Below are 20,841 nucleotides of genomic sequence, written 5' to 3'. Positions count from 1 at the left end.
GTGATGGGTTGCTACACAGCGGGAGTGCGGTGCAGCGCGGCCAACAGGGCGGTATTGGCGGCGTGCGCGGTCGAGGGTTCGGTGTAGGCGAGTACATCGGCGCTCGCGTCATCGATGACGACGCTCATGTGGGCGCGGTGGCGGGAGAGCATCACGCAGGCGCGGCCCGGATCGAGGCTGAATGGCTCGGCGGTGCGGTATCCGGCCAGCGGATGCAACACCACCACAGCGGCACGCTCGAGCCCTTGCAGAGAGTTCGCGGTGCCGACCAGCACGTCCGGGTGATCGGACAGGAGGGCGCGGATCGCCGCCGCCTGCGTCACGTGGGGAACCACCACCGCGATATCGGCGGCGCTCATAGGTCGCGGGTCCTCGGCGGTGACCAGCTCCGCGCCCGCCAGCTCCCGCGCCCGCTGTGCGCACGCGGTCACCAGCGCCGGATCGGACGGGCCACCAGAGACCGTGACGGAACGGTGCGTCAGCTCGGGCAGCACGACTCCGCCAGCGTCGGTCAGGTGCTCCGGCGGTCGGCGGGAGGTGAACGGCAGGTCGGGGTAGAACAACGGTTGAATCAGGGCGGTGGTGTCCGCTCCGAGCCGCCAGGTGTGGCGCAGCCGGACCACGCCCACCGCGTCGCCGTGTGCGGCTTGCAGCGCAATCGGTCCCGGCAGGTTCGGGGCGGTATCGCTGCCGTCCCAGCGAGACACGTCGCCGGTCACCACCGGATCGATCTGACCGGGATCGCCCACACAGACCACCTGCCTGGCCATGGCACCGAGTGCGCCCAGATCGGCGTAAGTGCATTGCCACGATTCGTCGACGATCAGCACGTCGGCGCCGACCCGGTCGGGGTCCGAGAACAGCCATCGGGCGGTCGTGCCGATCAGGATCGCCCCCACGTCACCGGGCCACCGCACCTTCTGCCCCGAGACCGCTGGCGTCTGCCCGCTGTCGGGTTTCGGCGGTTTCGCTTTCCACATCAGAGCAGCGCGATCGGTGAGGGTGCCGAGGCGCCGCGCGATCTCCACTGCCTGTTCTCGGGTCTGGGCCGCGATGCCGACACGCAGATCCGCACGGTGCGCCAATGCTGCCGCGAGGAGGGCGACCAGTCGGGTCTTACCCGCACCGGGTGGCGACGGGACGACGACGGCGGGATCACCCGACCACACCGAGAACAGCACACGTGCGGTGATCGGATCGGACATGATCTGCGATCCCGGCCACTGCGTGAGCGACGGCGGGGTCGGCCTGGATGGCGGTGCGCTCGAGGGTGCCGGGTTGGGGATATCGGGACGGGGGGCGAGGATGCGCATGACGATGAAACCTTTCGCGAAAGGTGTTGTGAGGGCATAATATTTCGGGTGTCGGTGCAGGCTGCCGGGGCTAGTCCTCTGCTCCCGCGATCAGCACGTCGAGGGGGACCTCACGCCGCGCAGCGATAGGCGTTTGGCCGGTGGAGAGCCAGGAACGGCGGGCACGGTAGAGCCGCCAGTATCGGCCCCGACCCGCGCGCATCGTCTGCGGGGACGGCGGCTGCGGCATCAAGCACACCCTTGCTTCCGGTGCGGGGGCGTGTGCGCCGACCGAACCGAGACCGAGGACCAACTTTCCGTCCACGACGTGCGCCGAGGTGACCTCGACACAGAACCGCTCGAACGGCTTGTCCGCCGGGGTGCCCATCCAGCCGGTGACCTCGGAGCCGACGCGCAACCGTGAATCGAGCCGCTCACAGGTCACCGACAGCGATGCGTTGCGCCGACGCGACCGGATCGGTGGCGGGGCCACCGATGCCACCCCCACCGCCACGTGCCCGGTATGGACTGCGCGTTGCCGCCAGAGCGGATCATCGAGCAGAGCAGCAGCTTTCAAGTCGGCGGCATCGCATCGGGTGCGCAGTCCCATGGCGGCGCTGGCGGTGTTGTCCGGGCGCGACCAGTCATGCCCGGCTGTCGCCGCCGATAGCGCGCGGTCCCACGAATAACGGTCGTCCTCGTGAATCGGCTCGAGGAGTGGCAGCAGCGGTCCGCCACCGATCTTCGCGGCCCACTCATGCAAGCCGTTAACGCTGTCATCGGAGATGCCGAACCACTGCCGCCACGTGGTCGCTGACCGTTCGGCCTCCGGGGTGGTGCCGAGGACGTACCGCGCCGACGACGCGGCCACCAGATTCACCACCGCCGAGGTGCCGGGATGGTCCGCCCGATCCGCCCACCACGCCACCATGGCCGCCGCACCGGCCACCTGCGGGTCCGGGTGATGGGCGTGCGCCCGCGCCAGCGTCAGCAGCGCAGGCAGGGTGCCGGTGTCGTCGGTGAGCAACGGCGGCGGGTCACAGCGCCCCACGATGGTGCCGCCGTGCACCGCGAGCAGCCCCAGGCCATCGACATCGCGGGCGCGTTCCTCACCACCACCCACCCCGGACACCGACACCGACACGCTGCCGCCGCGTGCCACCGCACGCACCGCCAGCGCCGCCGTGGACGGGTTGAACGTGGTGTGCGTGAGCCGAGCGACCGGCGACCGGGTTTCGGCGGCATAGAGCCGCTGAGCGAGGTCGAACCATTCCACGCTCATGCCGCACCCCGCCCCTCGCCGCTCCCCTGCACCGGATTCGCGGCGCAGTGCCAACCGGCGCGCAATGCTTCCGCCGCCGCATCGGTCGCCGTACCCGCCACTACCGCCGCGACCTGGTGGGCGGCGATCCCGGTACCGGCCAACACCCGGTCGGCGTAGCGGATCAGGTCGCCGCTTCCTGCCGCGCTCATGCGCGAACTCCCGCACCGACCGGCACGTACACCGTCGACGCCCACGACGGTGTACGTCCCGCAGCCGTGTCACTGCCGATCACCGCGCACACCAGATGCGACCGCGACGGGCGATCCGGCCACGGCGTATCCCCATCGGTCAGGACGATCACCACATGCGGCTGCGGACGCGCAGCATTCGCCGCGTCGATACCCACCCGCATGTCGGTGCCGCCGCCGCCGATCAGTTTCACGTCCGCGATGGACCGCACCGGCTGCGCCGTTGTGCTCGACGCGTCACAGGCCAGAATCCGCACCCGATCACGTGCCACACCGCCAGCCCGCAGCACCCCGGCAACCTCACTCATCGCCGCATCCAGATCATCTGCCGACATCGATCCCGACGTGTCGACCACAATCGAGACCGTGATCGACGGCCCGCGCATCGCCGGAGCGACTATCCCCGGGATCCCGCGCCGCGAGGGTCGCGAATACGTGTAGTTCGTCCGCCCCGCCTGATCCGCCAAGACGCGCCGGATCACCGCACGCAACAACCGATCCCATGCCACCGTCGGCGGTGCCAGTACCTCACCGGCCCACCGCACCAACCCGGCCGGGGCACTCCCCCGCCCCTTTCCCGAACACTCACGAACGGCCTGCGCGACATACCGCCGCACCAGGTCGGCCTCCGCGCCGTCGAGACCTTCGGTGACCTCATTCCCGGCCGCACCCAACTCGCCGGGCACAGCAGGGCACCCCGCACCGGACCCACACCCCGGATCACCATCGCCGTCTGCGGATGCGTTCGGAGATGAAGGGGCAGACGGATCTACCAGACTCATGTAGTAGTCCTCCGCGATGCCTCCCGATGCGCACCCGAACGACTCCGGGGTAATCACCCCCTCCGGCAGCCCGACACCGGCCGCCAGCAAGTCATCGTTGATTTCCGCATCGGCGGCGTAGTTCCACGCCAAGTGCGCGACCGGCTTCGGCAAGAACTCCGCGCGCGCCGCATGTGCCCGCAACAAGTGCCCAACCTCGTGCAACAGAACCGCACCCGCCACCGGGACCGGCCACGCGTTCGCACCGACCAACAACGCCGGATCGAGATACAACCGCCACTGCGCATCCACCGCGAATGTGCCCAGCCCCGGCGCAGCCACCGGCCTAGCCGCGAACAACGCCCGCGTGAAGTACGGCATCTGTTCAGCAGAAACCAACCGTGCCAGGCGAAACGCCCTCAACTCGTCCGGTTCGAGTACCCGCACCGCGCTCACGCCGCCTCACCGACCAAACCCGCAGCCACCAACATCGGGGCAAACCGCCGCGCCGCAGCCGGAACAGCCACCTTCGCGGGCCGCGCTTTCGCCAACGTCCGCGCCGCAGCGCCCGCCACATCAGGTGCACCCGCTTCCGCCGCCGCAATCAGCGGACCCCACGCGCTGCGCCACGCCTCGACGGTGCCCCGCCCCGCAGCCCACGCCGTCACACCCGACAACACCGCCCACACCAGGTCCGGACGAGACTGCCAGTCGAACGCCGTTTCCGGATTCTCGATCACCGCCACCGGGTCGGGCAGATCGGCGTTCCTGCGCCATTCCAAGAACTCGACACCCGTTCCCTCGCCGATCAGGCCGAACACCGCCGCATTAATCGCCGCGTTGTCGTCGTCACGCAGATGCGGCAACACCGCCGCCAACATCGCCCACGTGCGCCGCGACGGCCACGCTCCCCCGGTCTGCGCCGCCGACGACGGGAACGCGTCCAACGCTTCCGGGTTGCGCTGGACATATCCGGTGATCGAACTACGCACCAGCGCCACCCGCTGTTCGTCCGTCGCCACCGCACGCGAGGCGGGCGGCGTGGCCCACCCCGTCGCCATACCGTCCAACCACTCGTCCACAGACGGAGTGAACTCCACATGGCAGAACCGATTCGCCAGCGGCGCTTCCAGTTCGTACCCACCGGCAGCACAATCGGGCGGATTCGCACCCGCAATCACCCGCGTTCCCTTCGGCAATTGCAGATCACCGACCTTCAGGTCCAACGCGACCGCGAGCATCGCCGCCTGCACCGCAGGCGCACTCGTCGTCAACTCATCCAAAAACAGATAGCCACCACCCTCGGCGGAAATGCGCTTCGCCCAGTCCGGAGCCTCCAACGTCACCCCGTGCTCACGCACCACCGGCAGGCCAGCGAAGTCGGCCGGTTCACGCAACGACCCCAGCACCGTCTCGCACAACACCCCATCCGCCGCCGCCAACCCCCGCACCAGACTCGACTTACCCATACCCGGACCCGAGATCAACAACGACGGAACACCGGCCCGCCCATTCGCATCCAACACCGTCACAGCAGTCGCCAAATCAGCCACAGAAAATCCTCCAGAGTCGAGCGAGTTGGTCAGTCTCGCTACCGAATTAGACTCCTCGATTATACGATTTGACCTGCACAAAATAGGGGGTTCTGCGCTCGTCCCGCGTCCCCGGCGCACCCTGTGCCGGGGACGCGGGACGAGGCTTCACTGGGGAACAAAGCAATCTGACGAAGCTCTCCCACCAACGCCACCCTCATGCCTACAAGTGTGTTCCGGCAGAACGCCGGCCCAGCCGACCTCGCTTCTCGAAATTGGCGACGACGGCGACCAACCGCCAGACTGCTGAGCCGCCGATCACGGCTCGTGGGACGGCCAGTCACCGAATCTCCACGGCGACGGGGAATTCAACACTCAGCCCCGCAGCGAGACCAATGGGTACCGCCCAGTGATCCAACACACAATGCGTGTCTGAACATCACACCGGCATTCGGTTCGTACAGTGACACACATGAGGGGGAACGATGGGTAAAGCGAAGAGCCGCAAGACCAAGCAGGACAGCCGCAAGACCAAGCAGGAGTGGAATCGACCGTTCGTAACGGGTGAGCAGTTCCGGCATGGCCTGCCGACCCGTCGGCGGGCACAGATGGCGTTGGCCGACTTGAAACCGGCACAGATGCCGCTATTACTGGACGCACTGGACGAAGCTGCCACACCCGTCCTCAAACACCTCGAGCCGTATGCCTGGTTGGTGCCCGATCTCGAACGGTTCCGCGCCTCGCGAACGATTGGCACCACACTCGCGTGGTTCTGTGAATTCCACGGGAAATCCGCGGAATCGTTGCTGGCCAACACACCGCACTACTTCTGCTTCGGGCCGAAGGAGTCCGCCATTGGCGCCATTGAAGAGCGCGTGATGCTCGGGATGTACTGCGCGTATAGGTGCACAAGCGGAGCTACAGTCGATCGGCACGCGTACTACGCCTCCGAGGAAATGACAGCCCTCATCCTCGCGGGCAGTGAGACATCTGCCGAGGTGAGCGTGACTCCCGCAGATCTGCCATCACCCTCCGGAGTTGCTTACCTCGCCCAACCCGACGGCGGACTCTTCTTAATCTGGCAAATCCTGTACGACACTCTTCTGTCAGTTCAGCTCGTATCGGCAGCCGGAATGGAGGAGTTCATCGGCGACGAAGGCGAGCTACGCGAGGGCTTGGTCTACCGATACGTCAACCACGTCTACCTGCCGCTCCCGACCGCGGAAGCCGAACTCAGCCCTCCCGAGAGCGACACTCCGCCGAGCCTGCACTCGATCGGCGGCTTCGTCCCTGCCGCTATGGATTCGGATTTCCCGCAAGAAATCCTCACGATCTACCGCGGATGGACATCCGCCGAGATTCTCGAGGTCTTCATCTCCTTCACCCACATGCTCCGTCAGAAGACAACACAGGTCGAGTCCACGGCAGTGTCGGCCGGGAAGTCCGCGACTACTCGCCGACGTAAGAAGCCCTCACAGATCACGTATCTGTCCTACCGGTCCCGATCCTCAGCGCGACCCACCAATGAGGCAGCAACGCGCACATACTCGCATCGTTGGACAGTCCGAGGTCACTGGAAGAGGCAGTGGTATCCCAGGGAACAACGTCACCATCCGATCTGGATCTCGACCTATATCGCCGGACCGGAAGGCGCACCAATCAAGACGTCCGACAAGGTCACCGTGCTCTAAGCAGTCATGCGACCGCCACACCCTACGAGATTCCGGATTCTCCGGCGCCAGCATGTTATGGCGCACAATCGGTTGATAGCTGAGTCGAAATCCCCGACCACCCTGCTCACACAGCACCAGGTGGAACGGTGTTCATCGCACGTGAACCCGAGCGTTGCTGGTAAGGGCGGCGCAGACGACGATGGCTACCATCGCCCCACCCGCGGCGACACCCCACACCACGGGTTCGACCGTCCGGCCCAGAGGCGGCACCGGACACCGTCGCGGACGAGCCAGCTGCTGCCGGCCAGGATTCTCGCGCAGTCCACAAGCATCGACTCCGTGATAACTCCGCCGATCATCACATGTCCTCTGCCTCCAGCACCTTTCATGATTCAGGCGTTCTCGGTCTGCTTGTTCGTTACTTCGCTTACTGCACTCTTGAGCCACCACCGAAGCGTCCGGCTTCCTACCAACCGCGCCCCATCTCCGAACCGGCTTGGTGCCTGCGACGTGAACGGAACCGGATTGCCCTCGACCACAGGCTCTTGCGTCCAACGGTGCGGCGACCCGTAGATCGCATTCAGGGCATCCCGGTCATTTCCCAGCTCTACCAGCTCATCTTCAGAGATTTCATGGTGATGGAGCGGATCGGGTGCACCGACAGTTCCAGCTCGACGATTGAGTTCCTCGTAGAGCCTGACCAGCTCGCCAGCAGCCTCTCCCACCTCAGAATGTCCGCGCAGACGTTCGATAAGGAAGGGCAGCACAGGAATGAGCGCTCTTTCCTCGACGCGGTCGATCCAATCCACGTCCCAGCCGAGGGCCCCATCAGGGCTTGTCTCCGGCTCCCCGAAGAGCTGACGCGCTCCATTGACTGTATATCCCTGGTCGTACAACTCTTGGGCAGTGATCCACGACAGCTCCGACATTTCATCCACTCCTGTTCCTGCTTCTTGGTGTAAAGGGGCACACCTTCATCGCTTCCCCCATTCGCCGGTTCTCCATTACAACAGGTCCCCACCGGCCTCTGGATCCGGCTGCGGTGACGGCATCCATAACTCCCGCTCGTCCAAGCGGGCGTGAGCAGCAGCGGGGTGGTCCGGATCCGCCTGCGCCCACCGCGTCTTCTGCTCCAGCAACCTGCCTGTGACATACCAGTTTCCGCCGAGCGCGGCGGATGAACGCCCACCGTCCGCGCAAGTCGACGAAGCTGTTCAACCCGAAGTGACAGCAGGTCAGCCGGGGTAAGGCCCCGATCCCATAGGTACCGGGCGAGGTGGATCGCTTTAGTGCGTCGGCGTGGCTGGTGTGTGCGAAGTCCACGGCCATGGCGATCACCGGTGTCGCTTCGGGTAATGCTTGCGGCGCTCGGCCGCGGTCAGCCCACCCCAGATCCCGAACCGCTCATCATGGGCGAGCGCCTCGGCGAGGCAGGCGTCACGGACTTCGCATCCAGAGCACACCCGCTTCGCGGGGCGGCCGTTCTCCCCCGTCTCGGGGAAGAACGCTTCCGGATCGGTCACTCGGCACAGCGCGAAGTCCCGCCACTGCGGAGCGTCCAAGGCCATCCTGGGCCGCGTGTCGGTATCGGTCATCTCGCTCATCTCCCTTTTCCCGCAGATGGTGTCTCGGTGGGGCGGACGGTATCCCCTGACCTGGACAGCGCGACTCGACTTCGCATCACGGCCGTCACGCACAAATCGCGTCACGCCGTGATCGATGTCCTCCGTCACAACCATTCGTGTCCCCTCCGAAGCGGCCTTATCCCGTCATGAGGAGGAAGATCCGAGATCGATGAGTTGAGTGACATCGCGCGGAGAACACATGCACCGAACCGGTACGCGCACAACGCTCATCGAGGTAGGTGGAGTTGCCTCATTCGGGTCGGGTGCATGTACGGCGGCCGCAGACCGGCCAACCCGAAGCCGGCCGATTCCGGTTCGAGTCGATCGGGTACACAGGCCGGTGGTGTGGTGCGCCCGAGAGTGCCGTCGCTATGCAGGTGCGCCGACGCCCACCGGTCGGCGGCGGGGCAGTGTTCGAATTCCCACCGCAGGACCCTGCCCTCGCCATGGGCCCGCTTCTTGCCGATGACATCCAGGCCACCCAGGATCGTGGCGACGGCGTCGAGATCTCCGACTCCGCGCCAGGTGACCGTGCGAGTGCTGGTGATCATCAAAGGCATGTAGCGGGCCCGGTAGCGGCCCTGTCGATCCGAGATCACCGCCGGCAGCGTGTGACTGAGTTGCTCGAGCCCGCGGTGATCGGCCCGCGACGCCCAGTGCCGCACCAACGGATCACCGGCCGGGTCCTCGGGGAACGAGCACGTCGCACACCAATGCCAGTCCTCGCCGGCGAGCTCGCATCGCGCCAGTGGTAGCTCGAGGTCGGGCGGGGCGCACTCGGGTGTCAGCGCCGGCACATCCTCGCCTCGGTCGAGTGCCGCGGCCTTGTGATCGGCCCACAGTTCGGCGGCGAGGATCCCGTCGAGACTGATTCCCCACGGCGTCGCGTGCGCCAGTCCCGACGACAGGTGCGCCCGGACAACGAACGGTGCCATCTCCTCGGTGCCCGTCATGTCAGCCAGCACAGTGCTTCGATGACCTCATCGCGCAGTGGTGCGAGCTCGACGCGCCAGTCCACTGACTGCGGGTCCGGGCCGGCCAACACCACCCGATCCGATTCGGCGCGGACCCGCCCGTGACCTATCGCGCTGCGCCCTCCGAGGAATCCGTCACGCGCGAATCTGCCCCACACATCGGTGAAGAACGAGATTTCGAGTGGGGTGGCCCGGTCCAGCCGCAAGAAGGTTTCGAAACGGGTTCCCGCGGGAAGTGTTTCGACCTCGAATCGCATCAGCATCGACGAGCCGGCATCTTTGCCGGCTCCGACCACCACCGCGGAGGATTCGGGGAACGCCCGGGTGTCGGTGTCGTCGAATCGGCTGTAGCTCTCCAGGGAGACCAACTCGAACTGACTCATCAGCCGGCCGTCATACGCCCGGGTCATGATCGTCTCCGTCTCACGCACCCGCGGGATGACCTTGCCCACCTTCAGGCAACCGTCGATCGGTGGCTGACCTCCGCCGTTGCCGCCGAACACCCCGATCGGGGGGACCAGCTCCCGCAATCGCTGCCGCCGGCGGCCGGTCAGACCGTCGCCGGTGACCTTCGTCAAAGAGCCGCCGTTGCGTAGCGCGTGCGCGGCCGAGAGCGGGATCTGCTGTTCGTAGCCGATGACATCGCGGAACAGCTCCTCGGCGATCCTGCGTAACCCGCCGCGCAGGGAGTTCCCGGACACGATCGGCACCAGCACCGGCTTTCCGTCCGGCTGGATCACCGGCTCGCGCCGGAACAGTGTCGTCGTCGTTCCGGAGTCCTCCCCCTTCTGGGAGATTGAGGACAGCGCGGTCAGCTCGACATCCCAACGCACCGTCGACCTCATCGATTTTTCCTTCCCGAAGAGCGAGCGGCGGCCACGGCTTCGGCGACGATCCGCGTGCGCAACACGTACGACGTGGGACGCTCACGTAGCAACGTCAGCACCGGCTCGGACTCCTCACGCAGCAACGTCGCCAGTTCCAGCCGTTGGTCGGTGTTCGTCGGTTCCGATTCGAGGGACCGTGAGACCACCGACCACCACCGGTCGAGATCGCCGCCACCGATATAGGTGGCGACCCGAACACGGTTCGGCAGGTGCTGGGTCCAGTACGTTTCCCGTCGCCGGCCGACCCATCCCGAATCCCAGTCGATCCCGTAGTGCAACAACAACAGCAGGCGTTCTGCTGTCGACGCCGGACCCTCGAGCGGCGGCAGCCCCGCCGGTGCGGCCGCGAGCCATCGATCGGTCGGGCTGGTCATTTCGTTCCCTTCGCGCTCGCCGACACGGTGGCCCGCAGCGCGAGCTCCCACCACTGCCCGATCTGGCGGTACGGGGCGAGACGATCCCAGTCCGCGAAGACCGCCGGCCACCGCCTGGGAGCGATCCTCGCGAGCACCGGATACGGGGCCGCAGGCTCGGCGAGCATCCGGGCACCGAACCCCAGCGCCCGCAGTCGGCGCATCGCTGTCACCGCCGCGACATCACGCGCAGTCCACGGCAGGCACGTGTCCTCCACAGCAATCCCGCCCCACCGCGCGTGCGGCAGGATGTGCTTTCGACCGGGCCGCAAGGGCACCACCACGGCGGTGTCCGGCTCGAGTGGCCGCGACAAAATCCGTTCGAGATCCGCCGCGGTCACTGCCCTCATTGCTGGTCGTGTGGTGACCACATGCATGCTCCTGCGTAGATCCGGGTACTGGTAGGCCCAGGCGCACGACGTGCACAGCCCACGCTCCGCGGGCGCTTTCCACGAATCGAAACCCGTGAACGTTCGGGAGAGCACCTTGGTCACCGCCTCCACCCGAACCGGGGACGCTGCGCATCTCGCACACCGACCCATCCTCGCCAGCTCGATTACCTCGCGTGTCTTCGTCGACGCGAACGCCGCGGCGACGACGTCCAGCCGGCCGGCCACCTCGCACAGTTTCCCCACAACACACTCCTCACATGCCCAGACGACTTCAAAACGCCCTACGCATGGAGGAAGATCCACCGGGCGGACACTGTGTGACAGAAGCTGCGAGATCTCGATACCGACCGGACAACGTGAGGAGGACGTGTGGCGGGCAAGCCCGAACCCGGCCTGGACCTGAACACTCTCCGGGCACTGCGCCGGCCCCGCCGCGACCTCAGGGCCCTCACCGGGCGCATCGCCGGGCACCTCGACGACCACGACGGGTACCTCGCCTTCTCCGGCGGCAAGGACTCACTCGTCGCACTCCACCTCACCCTGCAGGTCGAACCGAACATCCCCGTCGTGTTCTTCGACTCCGGCCTCGAGTACCCCGAGACCTACACCTACATCACCGCACTCGCCGACACCTGGAACCTGAACCTCGAACCCCACCGAGCCGACCCACCACTGCTGACAGTCCTCGCCCAGTCCGGCGAATGGGACCACCACCAGCCCACCCGGGCCACGAGCCAGAAGCTGCGCGAGATCCTCATCGGTGCACCCTCCCGTGCAGCGCACGCGGCACACGGGCCAGGAGAAATCTGGGGCGTACGCGCCGACGAATCCGCGAAGGGCACCGGCCGCTGGTCGCTCTACTACAACGCACTCAGCAGCCAGGTCACACGCGACTGCGACGGCTGCTGCACCAACACCACCGAGCAACGCCGACACCACGGTGGCGTCATCGACCGAGCCGACGGAACCCGTGTCTTTGGGCCCGTCTGGGACTGGGACACCGACGAGATCTGGGCCTACATCGCCACACACCAGCTACCGGTGAACCCCGTCTACGACAAACTCCGCCAACTCGGCACCCCCGAGGGGCACCTACGGGTCTCCCACATGCTCGACGGCGCCTTCCTCGAACACGGGCGCATCACCCGCCTACGCCGCGGATGGCCGGAACTCTTCGAAGAACTCGCCCAAGTCCTCCCCCGGATCCGCGAATTCGTCTGAGGGCGAGCGAGTATCACGGGACCGGCCCAAGAGAGTCAGCGCGGTGTCGCGTCGTTTGTGGACCTCGGCCGCCCAGCCAGCACCACCACCCGTCCACGACCACCGCCACCTCAGCCGGGGCCGGGATTCGTGACGATCAGTGGCCGAACTGGGGCCTACTCAGGTGACCACACCCACCCAACCAGTGCCGCGACTGTGGTTCCGCCGTGAAGTTTGCGAGAATCTCGTGATCACGTAGGGGGCTGGACTCACGTGTCGTCCCATTCGAGTCCGAGCAGACGCATCGCCCGGATAAGGTCACTGTCGTCGGGTGCCACCGGCATCTGATCCAATGCGGTGACGTGGGGGCTGACCACCGGGTCACCCGGTCGCTCGTAGACTGCCCACAGCCGCAGCCCGTCACCGTGGCGCGAGTCGAACTCGACACCGGTAATGGGATATCCGTCCGGACCGCCAAGAGTGTTGATCCACTTGGAGATTGCCTGTGTCAACGCCCGCGGGCGGCCGTCCCGAATCGCGGCGCCGTCGAGATCATCGAGTCCGTGCCGGATCGCAGCCGACCGAAACCCGACACGCAGCGTGGCCAGCGTCTCCGGATGCCCGGGGACCGCGAACCACCCCGTCAGCGCGCCGTGGGCGGCCAGGCGAGGCACGCACCACGACCGCGGCACCCGGCCGGGTTCGACAGTGGGGAACGCGGCTGCATCCTCGTCGTCGACGACGATCTCGTCCAGATCGGCGATCACCTGCGCGCTCGGCCGGGCGTAGGCGAGGACCTCCAGGTAGCAGGCCAATCGACTGGCACCCACATAGAGGGTGCGCCACACACCGTCCGGGTCGTCCCACCGGCCGGTGAACCGGCCGTCGGTGGCGTACACCCACGGTGTCCATTCCCACGGCGACGGCGCGAACCCCACCCGATAGACCTCGCACCCATATCGGTGGGCGCACCACATCGACCCTTGCGCCGTGGCGACGAGGGCATAATCGCCCTTGGTCATCCGACCGCGGCGAACTGCCGGGCCGCGGCGAGGACCTGCGGGCCGACATCGGCGAGTTCCCCCTCGCGCAGCAACAAGGCGGGGGCGCGGTCGTCGAGTATCGGATTCAAACCCTGAAACCAGGCCTGCGCCACCGCCGGGGTGTCGCGGGCGGTGATCAGCCGTGCCGCCCGGTACGCGATCCGCAGCCGTTCCACATCCGAGTCGCTACCGATCGTCCGTGTGCCCTCTGCCCACTGGCGCACTGCACGGGTCTCCTTGACGCGCCCCAGATAGGCGACCAGCTTCGCGCCCAGCAGCTCCCGCAACGCGGTGACCAGCTCGGGCTGGGACATACGGGCGGCCTGGTTATACGCCTCCAGATCCGGCCGGGGATGTGCTGCGGTCATCACGAACCACCTCCAGATCCCAGGGTAAATCACAACCAGGAACCCAGCAAGGCACCAGCCGAGAGAGCAGACCCACAAGGGGACTGCTACCGGACCCGCCTCGAACGTGCGGCACGGTGGACTACGCCGGCCGATGGGAGGTAGTGGCGGGGTCCACGGTCGTGGATGGCGCCGAGGTGCCCTCCGCGATGCCGAGCAAGACGGTGCGGGCGGCTGCGGCGTCGCTGCGGGCTCGGTGTCCGCCATCGAGCCGAATGCTCTTCTCGGTGCCCTCGGCCTGCGATCGCATCCGCATGATGCATCCCCACATCTCGGGGTCGGCGAGGTGCGCGGGGTCGAGACCGTGCCGAGCACAATCATGGAGAACGCGACCCTTGTCGAACTCACTGTGGTAGCTGAGCGTCACTCGCCCAGCTGTCACCGCAATCAAAGCCTGGTGGACCGTAGACCAGCCAGGTGCGCCAATCAGATCGGCCGAGGAAATTCCATGCACGGCATACGCGTCCGGGTGGATCGCAACCTCGCCCGGATCGACCAGGGTATCGAGCAGTGGATCCCCGGTCGCGGCGTCCAAAACGCAGATTTCGATGATGCTGCCGTCCAAATTAGTCGATTCAACGTCCAGAACCGCGGCCCGGCCGGGGACGAGCATGCCCCGTGCCCACTGCTGCGGAGACGTCTGTGTACTGGTCATGCCACCTCCTTCTCGTGATCATCGTGACGACACCCTCTGACATGTGGCTCTGACTCCGGCCCCCATGCCAGCTCCGGCGAAAGTTCCTGGTAGCCTTCGAGCGCCGTCTCCCGACCAGGATCGGGGGAAGGCACCCGAGAGGCTGGAACCACACCACCGGACTGCTTCCTAGCTGTAGGAATGCTCAGGTTCGCGCTCGCTGGAGACCTGCCCGTCGGTGCTCGGCGGCTGATCTCCTTCCTGCGGTGCAGCAGCATCTGCGACGTCGGTCGTCTCAGTCGCGTCCTTGCTGGCGCCACCGCGCGCAGGCTTACCGGAGGTGTTCTTCCGCTTCTTCGGGGCGGTGTACCCCATGGCAGCGAGCTCTTTGGCCGTCCATCCGCCGTCGATCGCGTTCTCGTGGGCCGTCCTGATTGCCTCTACGGCTGCCTCGCGTGCAGAATCGAGTGCGGCAAGCTCTTCCACTGCTTCACCGATGGCTCCGACAAGCGCGACTCTGGTTTCGATTGCCTTCTGCGCCAGTGCTTCCGCATTCTTTCGTGCGGTCTCGATCGCCTTCTTGTGGGCTGCTGGAGTAATGGTCATGTGTCACTGTCTCCTTCGTCTCTGCGGTCGTGCCGCACGTCGCGACACGACTTGTTGCCGGTCTGGGTTTATGGTGGCGATCGTATTGTTCCGCTTCGGGATCAGCGCGGGGCACCGTCCCCGATGGTCACAGGAAGCGGGCGGGGATCATGTCCGGGCGGACGGCGCTGATCTGGATGCGCTGCCCGGTCTGCGGTGCCTCGAGCATTTTTTCACCGCCGAGGTAGATCGCGACGTGGTTGGCTCCGTCTGCCTGCCAGTTCCCGAACAGCAGGTCACCGGGCTGGGCTTGGGTCATGCTGATCTGCTGGCCTGCCCGGAACTGTTCCTGTGAGGTGCGGGGCAATACCTTCGTGCCGCCGGTGCCGATGTAGTAGGCGAAGCGAGTGAGCCCCGAGCAGTCGTAGCCGGCGGTAGCTCCTCCGGTGCCGTCGCCCATCGACGGTCCGGTGAGAAGGCCTCCGCCCCATTGGTAGGGCAATCCGATCGCACGTATCGCCGCTTCGATGACCGCACGCGCGAACTCGAGATTGCGGGGAAAGCGTGGATCGAAGGTCAGATCGCTGACTGCGGTCGGGGCGAGCATTCCTGTCAGGGAGGGGATGCCGGCCGCAGTGGTGGGTGCCCCGCTGACGACAGGAGGCAGGACTAACGGCTTCGTCTCCTGCTGCGGAGTCGATGACGGTGCCTGAGCTGCGGGTCCTGCGGGGTTGGCGGCACCGCCGGCGGGCCCGGGTCCTGGACTTGGGGCGGGCAGGACCACCTCGGGAATCAGGCCATGCGCCTCGGGCGGGAGCTGCTCCCTGGCCCCTGCAGCGGCATCCTGGACTTCCGGTGGAATGGCGTTCTCGATCTCGGCATGCCACTCGGCGGGCAACTGCTCCTGCGCCTGCTGTACTGCCCGGGCCGCGTCGTCGAGGTAGGGCTGCGGGTCCGGGACATACTGGACGAGAGCTGTCGCCTGGTCCTGTGCGACCGACGTGACGCTGTCGGTGATCGCGGGGTCCACTCCGCCGCCCTGGGCGGCTGATGCGCCGGCCACTGCGACGCCGACGATGATCGATGCGAAATCCATGATGTCTCCTTTGCCGAGGATGTGGCGGCCAAGGGCGGAAGTACTGTCTCGATGACCGCGAGGGTGTCGTGCGATCACCGACAGTAGAGATGGACCTGTACAACTCGACCGAACTCACAACCGCGCCAACCCAGTCCGGCATCCACATCGGCCGACAGCGCGTGGAGAATTGGACCGGATGCGAAAGATCAAATAGGGTATGGGTACTGAGAATGCACCGGGTGAGTCGGAGGCACACCATCTTGTAGGTGGCCTCCGACTTTTCTTTCTGCTCACAGCCCCTTGCCATCTCGTCGTCCGATCTGAGCGGCGGTGCTGGAGCTTTGAGTCCCTTGCGTTGAGTCCGCGGCCTGGTCCGCATCGTCGTGTGGCGCGGCTTTCACCACTCTGAATTGCGCGGGCGCAGCGAAGATATCGAGATGAAAGGTCAGGTCGGGGCGCCGGTGGCGCGGCTTGTCCGCAGTCATGACTGTGTGTTCCTTCCGTGAGTTGAATCTGTCTCGAACGCCTGCCTCGACTCGTCATGGCGTCCCGTGATCGACAAGTTGGACGACCAAGCGCTCCCCCGGTGGCTGTCCGGGCCGCTCGTACGGCACAAAATGAGCCCCCACCACCTGAAGCTGCATTCCTCGTGGCAGCAAGTGGTGCGAGTTGTCCACGCGGGAAGATTGCCCGTAGTACATGCCCCGGTCGGTCTGGATCTCGAAGACGACATCGGCGGGCAGGGCGGTCGAGTCCAGCTCGTGCAGCGAATGAGTTGCCGCAGTGAACCGGTCGAAGGACAGGACCGTCCCCGGCGATAGCGTCGAGGGCAGATCTGACGGGTTCACGACCGCGTTGGGAATGCTCACCGACGTGTACACGAGATGACCTCGCCCGGATTCGCGTTCGTATCGTTGGATGGCCCGGTCCACTCGTTGGACCTGCTTACGGCGAGCATCGTCGAGCTCGACAGCGTCGCCGGCCACCGCGGAAAGGGCGTTGTTCGTCTCCCGCCAGGCCTTCGGCTCCGACGTCAACGCCGCCAGCGCCGTGTACTGGGCTTTCGGCATCGCGTCGAGGACGCGGCGCTTCGCCGCGGATCGGGTGTTCCGTTGTCGTGCCGAGAGGGTGCGACGGAGTTCGATCGCCGGTGGCAGCTGCGGGCGTAACCGAGAGTTTCCGATTGCCGCCGGCGTGGGCCGCGGATAGGCGCGGTTGAGGTCCCGTTGCGCCCGAGTCAATCCAGGTAGGTTCTCGGTGGCGTCGTCGAGTTCTCGTGCTCCGCTGCGGAGATCGGCGCGGGTGTCATAGGCGTGCTGCGAGATCAGTTCGCCCTCCTTGCGGGTGGCGACGTCGCTGTCGCCGCGGTCGGGATCGAACACACCGTCGCCGCGATCTGGGCTGATCCGGTCATGGCTGCGGCCCATCAGCTGCGCCGATCGAATCCGGTGACGTCGCCGCGCAGCTGGGCCAGCGCCGCTTCCCGCGCCTGATGTAGATCGACCAGGTCATTGGCCAGGTCACCGATCGCCGACGTTGCGAGATCATCGTCCGCCGAGTTCACCAGCAATTCTCCGCGCGCCGGTGCGTGAGCGTCGATGCGACCGAGAGCCGCAGTACCGTCGATCGAGTCCTGGAGCATCAGTAGGTCTTGGTGATACGTCCACAACGCTGCGACCCGCCCGATCAGTGATTCTTTGACCTGCTCGAACCACCGTCGCTGCTCGTGATGGGACGCCCGAGCCGCGTCAGCCTCGGCACTGACACCTGTCGTGGGTTCGCCGACGCTGACCCGGAAAGTTGCCAGCTCACCGCAGTGGCCGAGAATCGCTCGGAGTTGATCGTCGATGTCGAGCCGGATGCGGTGGATGTCGAAGTCCTCGTGACTCCATGCCGGCACGTCACGAATATCGTCGACGATCGCGGACGCAGTCATGGCCAGACGAAGTTCGAAGAAGTCGCCGCCGGCCGAGACGTAGGCATCGAGCTTGGCAATGCCGCCGCGGAGCATCTGCTTGTCCGCCGCGGTCAGCCTGAGGGGATCACGGCGGATCCACCACCACATCGCGAAGATCTCCACACCTGCAGCCACGAAGATGAATACCGTCAGATCCGTGATCGGAGACTGAAACAGCGAATTCATGTTGAGGAGGACAGGAATCAAGCCGATCAGAACAGGTGCGATCACGACGAGGGGAATCTCGACAACGACACCGCCGTTCGTCCGCCCGAACGGGACCTGCGTGCGCCACATATTCCGTCGGGGATAGGTATTCACGTCGTAGGCGGGAAAACCCAGCTCCGCTCGCCTTGCGACGATCGTGGCCACCCTCGGCGAGAGGAGTTGCAAGTGGATACGGTCGAGCGCCGTCAGAAACTGGTCGCTCTCGGGGTCGATCTCGACGCGGTCGATCATGTCCAGTACAGCGCGGGCCGCGCGGTCGCCCGCTTCTGCCGGGATCATCGGCGTAGCTCGCTTCGCCCGATGGGCCGCTTATCGCTGACCTGCCGCGGTTCGGTGTCCATCTTTCCGGGATAGGTCCGTGGATCCGGCCGGCCCGAGGGGTGATGAGGGAAAACCTCGAATGGTTCGACGGCGGTGTCGAACTGCGCATGCTCGCCGGCCCACCGGATGTGACCGCAGCGGCAATAGGTGGCGTCTTGCCCCGGGTTGTAGGTCTGCCGTTCGTGATGCAGATCGATGCACCGGTGCCGCTCCCCGACCTGCACACCACACGCTGCCACCCGTTTCAGAACATGGCGGGTGTACGACCTCCCGCGGTGAACGAGCGCGTCCGGCCGGTGGTGCGCATGACCGGACGACAGGTCAACGTCCTGGTGAATACTCAACACTTCTCCCATCAGTGGTTGCCTCGTCAGGTGTCAGGCACGCGCAGATTTCATGCCCCGACGAGGTCGGATTTGGATCTGCGGGTGGTGTCCTGTTCGCGGCGCCCTACCGCGCGGCCGAGCAGTCGATCGAGACTTTCGCTCACCACATCGGGACGCTCGAGGCCGACCATGTGCCGCGCTCCGCTCACCGGGATCAGTTCGGCGAGCGGAAGAGCCGCGGCGAGTCGCTGTGAGTGCCCGATTGGGGTCACCCTGTCCCGGGTTCCACAGATGATTGACGCCGGCACCTTCGCGAGCACGTCGAGCGCCGGGGAAGCGTCGTAGATCCGCAGATCACGCAGGAAGGCCGCCACGGTGGCGATCGGCGTCGCGTGAACCATCCCGTAGGACGTGGCGGCGGCACGGACACTTGCACTCGGAGCAAGCGGGCAAGTTGCGCCGACCACTGGCGACAAGATGCGACGTGAGAGATTCCAGCTGCGGCCGACGAGCCCTGGGGCGTGAGCTGATGCCGTCCGCAGCACCGTCACCGCCGGCGTATTCAGAGCGCGCCCGATGCCGGCGCCGGCGACATTGTCGACGGCGGTCGAGATCAACCCGACTCCCACGACTTGCGCGGCCGCGGCCTCCTGGTGATGGGCGACGTAGGACATCACGGACATCCCACCCATCGAGTGCCCGACGAGGACAATCGGACCCTGTGGCGCCACCGTGCGAATCACCACATCCAGGTCCCGTCCAAGCTGGCTGATCGTGTAACTGTCGGTGTCAGCCGCGCCGGATCCACCATGGCCGCGGTGATCGAAGAAGACCAACCGGGCACGCCCACGCCAGACCTCGGCCAGATAGGCCCGTTGCGGTGCCCAGGCGTCCATGTGAAGACAGAATCCGTGCGCGAAAATCACAGTGACCGGCGCCATCCGGGATCCGATCTCACGAACCGCAAGAGAGGTGCCGTCGGCGGTGAGGACGAGGCGTGTGCGATCCCCGGGGGCCCTCATCGCTGGCCATCCAGACCTCGGGCCGCCAACCATTCGCATTCAGGCTGGTCTCGTTGGTCCCGCGGGATGCAGCACCCCCAGGCGGTCGACTCATCGAGTTCGCCGCCGCCGAGACCCGGAGGGCGCCGGAGCTGCACCACCACCAGGTCACGGCGTTCTTCTGTGGGCCCGTGGAAGGGACGTTGACCGCCATCTCGGCCGGCCGGAACAGGGCCCGACGGCGCCCATAGACGCTGGCGGTCACGAATCTTCTTCGCCTCTGTCGGGTGGATACGTCGAACCTCAACATTCATCGGTACCACTCCTTTGTGCCTCACAACAGCAATTGCGAGGACCATAGGTTCTGACCTTGACCGCTCCGCCAAAGTCACGCGCCGTTCCCGCCCCGCCATATCAGGCACACCTCCAAAAGTCCCGGAAGCGACCGCCACTCCCTTTCACCTGGAGGAAGATCCACCGCATCTGCGTTGTGTGACATCGTTTGGACAAAAGCTCGGCACCCTCGAACATTTGTCGGCAACCGCGATGGTGAGTTATGCGAGCAGCGCGCCCACTCCAGCTGGCACCGATCGGACGCTGCTCGAATAGTGTGAGGTCGTGCGTATCGATCACAGGTGACTCTCCGACGTCGAGATCGACAAGTCGAAGAGTTGACCCGTCGTTCAAGAGACCGTCCGCGAGACGCTCAGACCGAACACATCAGCAGAGTCGCGGTCTATCCTCCCGCCCTCCGATTAACGGCCAGGCTCCGCCCGCCGTTCTTCCCAGAGGGGTCTCAGTACACACGATGTCCTCGACCGAATAGGCGATCGCCCCGCACCGAGGGCACTGCCCGGGCAACTGTTGGTGTCGGATCATTGCCCAGTGCTCGTCACACATCAGGTAGTCCACGCGAGCGTCGAAGTGACAGCAGTCCTTGACGACCGCTGCCCAGCGGGCCGCACGCACGAAGCCGACGGGGTCCCCCTTGAAGTACTGG

At 66.0% G+C, this 20,841-nt stretch carries 23 protein-coding genes; 2 read left to right on the top strand and 21 right to left on the bottom strand.

Annotated elements, in window-relative coordinates; translation table 11 throughout:
- Positions 1-11 precede the first annotated feature (11 nt).
- The 5 genes from HYG77_RS36000 to HYG77_RS35980 all read right to left on the bottom strand — a co-directional run bounded on the left by HYG77_RS36000 (position 12) and on the right by HYG77_RS35980 (position 5,118).
- Positions 12-1,313: an AAA family ATPase gene (locus HYG77_RS36000; RefSeq protein WP_208964364.1), complete on the bottom strand. Its 1,302-nt coding sequence runs from the start codon at positions 1,311-1,313 to the stop codon at positions 12-14.
- Between the two features lie 70 nt (positions 1,314-1,383).
- A complete protein-coding gene (locus HYG77_RS35995; protein WP_208964363.1) occupies positions 1,384-2,574 on the bottom strand; it encodes a hypothetical protein in 1,191 nt (396 codons plus the stop codon).
- Entirely contained in the window at positions 2,571-2,765 is a 195-nt protein-coding gene (locus HYG77_RS35990) for a hypothetical protein (RefSeq protein WP_159927950.1), read from the bottom strand. Before HYG77_RS35990 ends, HYG77_RS35995 begins: the two co-directional genes overlap by 4 nt.
- Complete coding sequence (locus HYG77_RS35985; protein WP_208964362.1) at positions 2,762-4,021, bottom strand: VWA-like domain-containing protein; 1,260 nt, start codon at positions 4,019-4,021, stop codon at positions 2,762-2,764. The genes HYG77_RS35990 and HYG77_RS35985 overlap by 4 nt, the downstream gene beginning before the upstream one ends.
- A complete protein-coding gene (locus HYG77_RS35980) occupies positions 4,018-5,118 on the bottom strand; it encodes an AAA family ATPase (RefSeq protein ID WP_208964361.1) in 1,101 nt (366 codons plus the stop codon). The genes HYG77_RS35985 and HYG77_RS35980 overlap by 4 nt, the downstream gene beginning before the upstream one ends.
- Positions 5,119-5,582: 464 nt before the next feature.
- Here HYG77_RS35980 and HYG77_RS35975 point away from each other — a divergent pair, with 464 nt between their 5' ends.
- Positions 5,583-6,788 carry a hypothetical protein gene (locus HYG77_RS35975; protein ID WP_208964360.1) on the top strand — a complete coding sequence of 402 codons (1,206 nt, stop codon included), beginning with the start codon at positions 5,583-5,585 and terminating at the stop codon, positions 6,786-6,788.
- Between the two features lie 374 nt (positions 6,789-7,162).
- Here the strand turns inward: HYG77_RS35975 and HYG77_RS35970 are convergent, their stop codons facing one another.
- The 6 genes from HYG77_RS35970 to HYG77_RS35945 form a co-directional block, all read right to left on the bottom strand.
- Positions 7,163-7,699, bottom strand: coding sequence for a hypothetical protein (locus HYG77_RS35970; protein WP_208964441.1), 537 nt, complete (start codon positions 7,697-7,699; stop codon positions 7,163-7,165).
- A 405-nt stretch (positions 7,700-8,104) separates the two neighbouring features.
- The gene (locus HYG77_RS35965; protein ID WP_072948860.1) at positions 8,105-8,374 is read right to left on the bottom strand and encodes a WhiB family transcriptional regulator; all 270 of its coding nucleotides are present in this window, start codon (positions 8,372-8,374) and stop codon (positions 8,105-8,107) included.
- A 248-nt stretch (positions 8,375-8,622) separates the two neighbouring features.
- Positions 8,623-9,348: a hypothetical protein gene (locus HYG77_RS35960; RefSeq protein ID WP_208964359.1), complete on the bottom strand. Its 726-nt coding sequence runs from the start codon at positions 9,346-9,348 to the stop codon at positions 8,623-8,625.
- Positions 9,345-10,214, bottom strand: a complete 870-nt coding sequence (locus HYG77_RS35955) for a hypothetical protein (protein WP_208964358.1) — start codon at positions 10,212-10,214, stop codon at positions 9,345-9,347. The genes HYG77_RS35960 and HYG77_RS35955 overlap by 4 nt, the downstream gene beginning before the upstream one ends.
- Positions 10,211-10,630 carry a hypothetical protein gene (locus HYG77_RS35950; protein ID WP_159927969.1) on the bottom strand — a complete coding sequence of 140 codons (420 nt, stop codon included), beginning with the start codon at positions 10,628-10,630 and terminating at the stop codon, positions 10,211-10,213. Before HYG77_RS35950 ends, HYG77_RS35955 begins: the two co-directional genes overlap by 4 nt.
- Entirely contained in the window at positions 10,627-11,304 is a 678-nt protein-coding gene (locus HYG77_RS35945; protein ID WP_208964357.1) for a hypothetical protein, read from the bottom strand. Before HYG77_RS35945 ends, HYG77_RS35950 begins: the two co-directional genes overlap by 4 nt.
- Before the next feature lie 126 nt (positions 11,305-11,430).
- Between HYG77_RS35945 and HYG77_RS35940 the strand changes: the two genes are divergently transcribed.
- Positions 11,431-12,282, top strand: a complete 852-nt coding sequence (locus HYG77_RS35940) for a phosphoadenosine phosphosulfate reductase family protein (RefSeq protein WP_208964356.1) — start codon at positions 11,431-11,433, stop codon at positions 12,280-12,282.
- 248 nt (positions 12,283-12,530) lie between these two features.
- Here the strand turns inward: HYG77_RS35940 and HYG77_RS35935 are convergent, their stop codons facing one another.
- From HYG77_RS35935 to HYG77_RS35890, 10 genes are all read right to left on the bottom strand, one after another.
- On the bottom strand, positions 12,531-13,283 hold the full coding sequence (locus HYG77_RS35935) for an RES domain-containing protein (protein WP_208964355.1): 753 nt from the start codon (positions 13,281-13,283) through the stop codon (positions 12,531-12,533).
- Entirely contained in the window at positions 13,280-13,672 is a 393-nt protein-coding gene (locus tag HYG77_RS35930) for a hypothetical protein (protein WP_007299950.1), read from the bottom strand. The genes HYG77_RS35935 and HYG77_RS35930 overlap by 4 nt, the downstream gene beginning before the upstream one ends.
- Positions 13,673-13,793: 121 nt before the next feature.
- A complete protein-coding gene (locus HYG77_RS35925) occupies positions 13,794-14,366 on the bottom strand; it encodes a 3'-5' exonuclease (protein WP_208964354.1) in 573 nt (190 codons plus the stop codon).
- 168 nt (positions 14,367-14,534) lie between these two features.
- Entirely contained in the window at positions 14,535-14,951 is a 417-nt protein-coding gene (locus tag HYG77_RS35920) for a hypothetical protein (protein WP_159927981.1), read from the bottom strand.
- A gap of 127 nt (positions 14,952-15,078) precedes the next feature.
- On the bottom strand, positions 15,079-16,026 hold the full coding sequence (locus HYG77_RS40820) for an NlpC/P60 family protein (RefSeq protein ID WP_208964353.1): 948 nt from the start codon (positions 16,024-16,026) through the stop codon (positions 15,079-15,081).
- A 272-nt stretch (positions 16,027-16,298) separates the two neighbouring features.
- Positions 16,299-16,493 carry a hypothetical protein gene (locus HYG77_RS35910; RefSeq protein ID WP_208964352.1) on the bottom strand — a complete coding sequence of 65 codons (195 nt, stop codon included), beginning with the start codon at positions 16,491-16,493 and terminating at the stop codon, positions 16,299-16,301.
- Between the two features lie 54 nt (positions 16,494-16,547).
- Positions 16,548-17,435: a hypothetical protein gene (locus HYG77_RS35905; protein ID WP_208964351.1), complete on the bottom strand. Its 888-nt coding sequence runs from the start codon at positions 17,433-17,435 to the stop codon at positions 16,548-16,550.
- Positions 17,435-18,472: a hypothetical protein gene (locus HYG77_RS35900; RefSeq protein WP_208964350.1), complete on the bottom strand. Its 1,038-nt coding sequence runs from the start codon at positions 18,470-18,472 to the stop codon at positions 17,435-17,437. Before HYG77_RS35900 ends, HYG77_RS35905 begins: the two co-directional genes overlap by 1 nt.
- Entirely contained in the window at positions 18,469-18,861 is a 393-nt protein-coding gene (locus HYG77_RS35895) for a hypothetical protein (protein WP_244461576.1), read from the bottom strand. Before HYG77_RS35895 ends, HYG77_RS35900 begins: the two co-directional genes overlap by 4 nt.
- Positions 18,862-18,908: 47 nt before the next feature.
- Positions 18,909-19,862 (bottom strand): alpha/beta hydrolase, encoded by a 954-nt coding sequence (locus HYG77_RS35890; RefSeq protein ID WP_208964348.1) that lies wholly within the window; start codon positions 19,860-19,862, stop codon positions 18,909-18,911.
- Positions 19,863-20,841: the final 979 nt, after the last annotated feature.

The sequence above is a fragment of the Rhodococcus sp. ZPP genome (assembly GCF_017656075.1).
Taxonomy (GTDB): Bacteria; Actinomycetota; Actinomycetes; order Mycobacteriales; family Mycobacteriaceae; genus Rhodococcus_F; species Rhodococcus_F oxybenzonivorans.
Note: the sequence above shows the minus strand (reverse complement) of the source record. Positions and strands in the feature narration are given on the sequence as shown.

What these genes read in the sequence shown, in the direction of transcription:
- HYG77_RS35920 (WP_159927981.1), bottom strand. Translation starts at nt 14,951, where the DNA reads ATGACCATTACTCCAGCAGCCCACAAGAAGGCGATCGAGACCGCACGA.
- HYG77_RS35965 (WP_072948860.1), bottom strand. Translation starts at nt 8,374, where the DNA reads ATGAGCGAGATGACCGATACCGACACGCGGCCCAGGATGGCCTTGGAC.
- HYG77_RS35935 (WP_208964355.1), bottom strand. Translation starts at nt 13,283, where the DNA reads ATGACCAAGGGCGATTATGCCCTCGTCGCCACGGCGCAAGGGTCGATG.
- HYG77_RS35890 (WP_208964348.1), bottom strand. Translation starts at nt 19,862, where the DNA reads ATGAGGGCCCCCGGGGATCGCACACGCCTCGTCCTCACCGCCGACGGC.
- HYG77_RS35930 (WP_007299950.1), bottom strand. Translation starts at nt 13,672, where the DNA reads ATGACCGCAGCACATCCCCGGCCGGATCTGGAGGCGTATAACCAGGCC.
- HYG77_RS35900 (WP_208964350.1), bottom strand. Translation starts at nt 18,472, where the DNA reads ATGATCCCGGCAGAAGCGGGCGACCGCGCGGCCCGCGCTGTACTGGAC.
- HYG77_RS35910 (WP_208964352.1), bottom strand. Translation starts at nt 16,493, where the DNA reads ATGACTGCGGACAAGCCGCGCCACCGGCGCCCCGACCTGACCTTTCAT.
- HYG77_RS35960 (WP_208964359.1), bottom strand. Translation starts at nt 9,348, where the DNA reads ATGACGGGCACCGAGGAGATGGCACCGTTCGTTGTCCGGGCGCACCTG.
- HYG77_RS35970 (WP_208964441.1), bottom strand. Translation starts at nt 7,699, where the DNA reads ATGTCGGAGCTGTCGTGGATCACTGCCCAAGAGTTGTACGACCAGGGA.
- HYG77_RS35905 (WP_208964351.1), bottom strand. Translation starts at nt 17,435, where the DNA reads ATGGGCCGCAGCCATGACCGGATCAGCCCAGATCGCGGCGACGGTGTG.
- HYG77_RS40820 (WP_208964353.1), bottom strand. Translation starts at nt 16,026, where the DNA reads ATGGATTTCGCATCGATCATCGTCGGCGTCGCAGTGGCCGGCGCATCA.
- HYG77_RS35990 (WP_159927950.1), bottom strand. Translation starts at nt 2,765, where the DNA reads ATGAGCGCGGCAGGAAGCGGCGACCTGATCCGCTACGCCGACCGGGTG.
- HYG77_RS35950 (WP_159927969.1), bottom strand. Translation starts at nt 10,630, where the DNA reads ATGACCAGCCCGACCGATCGATGGCTCGCGGCCGCACCGGCGGGGCTG.
- HYG77_RS35995 (WP_208964363.1), bottom strand. Translation starts at nt 2,574, where the DNA reads ATGAGCGTGGAATGGTTCGACCTCGCTCAGCGGCTCTATGCCGCCGAA.
- HYG77_RS36000 (WP_208964364.1), bottom strand. Translation starts at nt 1,313, where the DNA reads ATGCGCATCCTCGCCCCCCGTCCCGATATCCCCAACCCGGCACCCTCG.
- HYG77_RS35975 (WP_208964360.1), top strand. Translation starts at nt 5,583, where the DNA reads ATGGGTAAAGCGAAGAGCCGCAAGACCAAGCAGGACAGCCGCAAGACC.
- HYG77_RS35925 (WP_208964354.1), bottom strand. Translation starts at nt 14,366, where the DNA reads ATGACCAGTACACAGACGTCTCCGCAGCAGTGGGCACGGGGCATGCTC.
- HYG77_RS35955 (WP_208964358.1), bottom strand. Translation starts at nt 10,214, where the DNA reads ATGAGGTCGACGGTGCGTTGGGATGTCGAGCTGACCGCGCTGTCCTCA.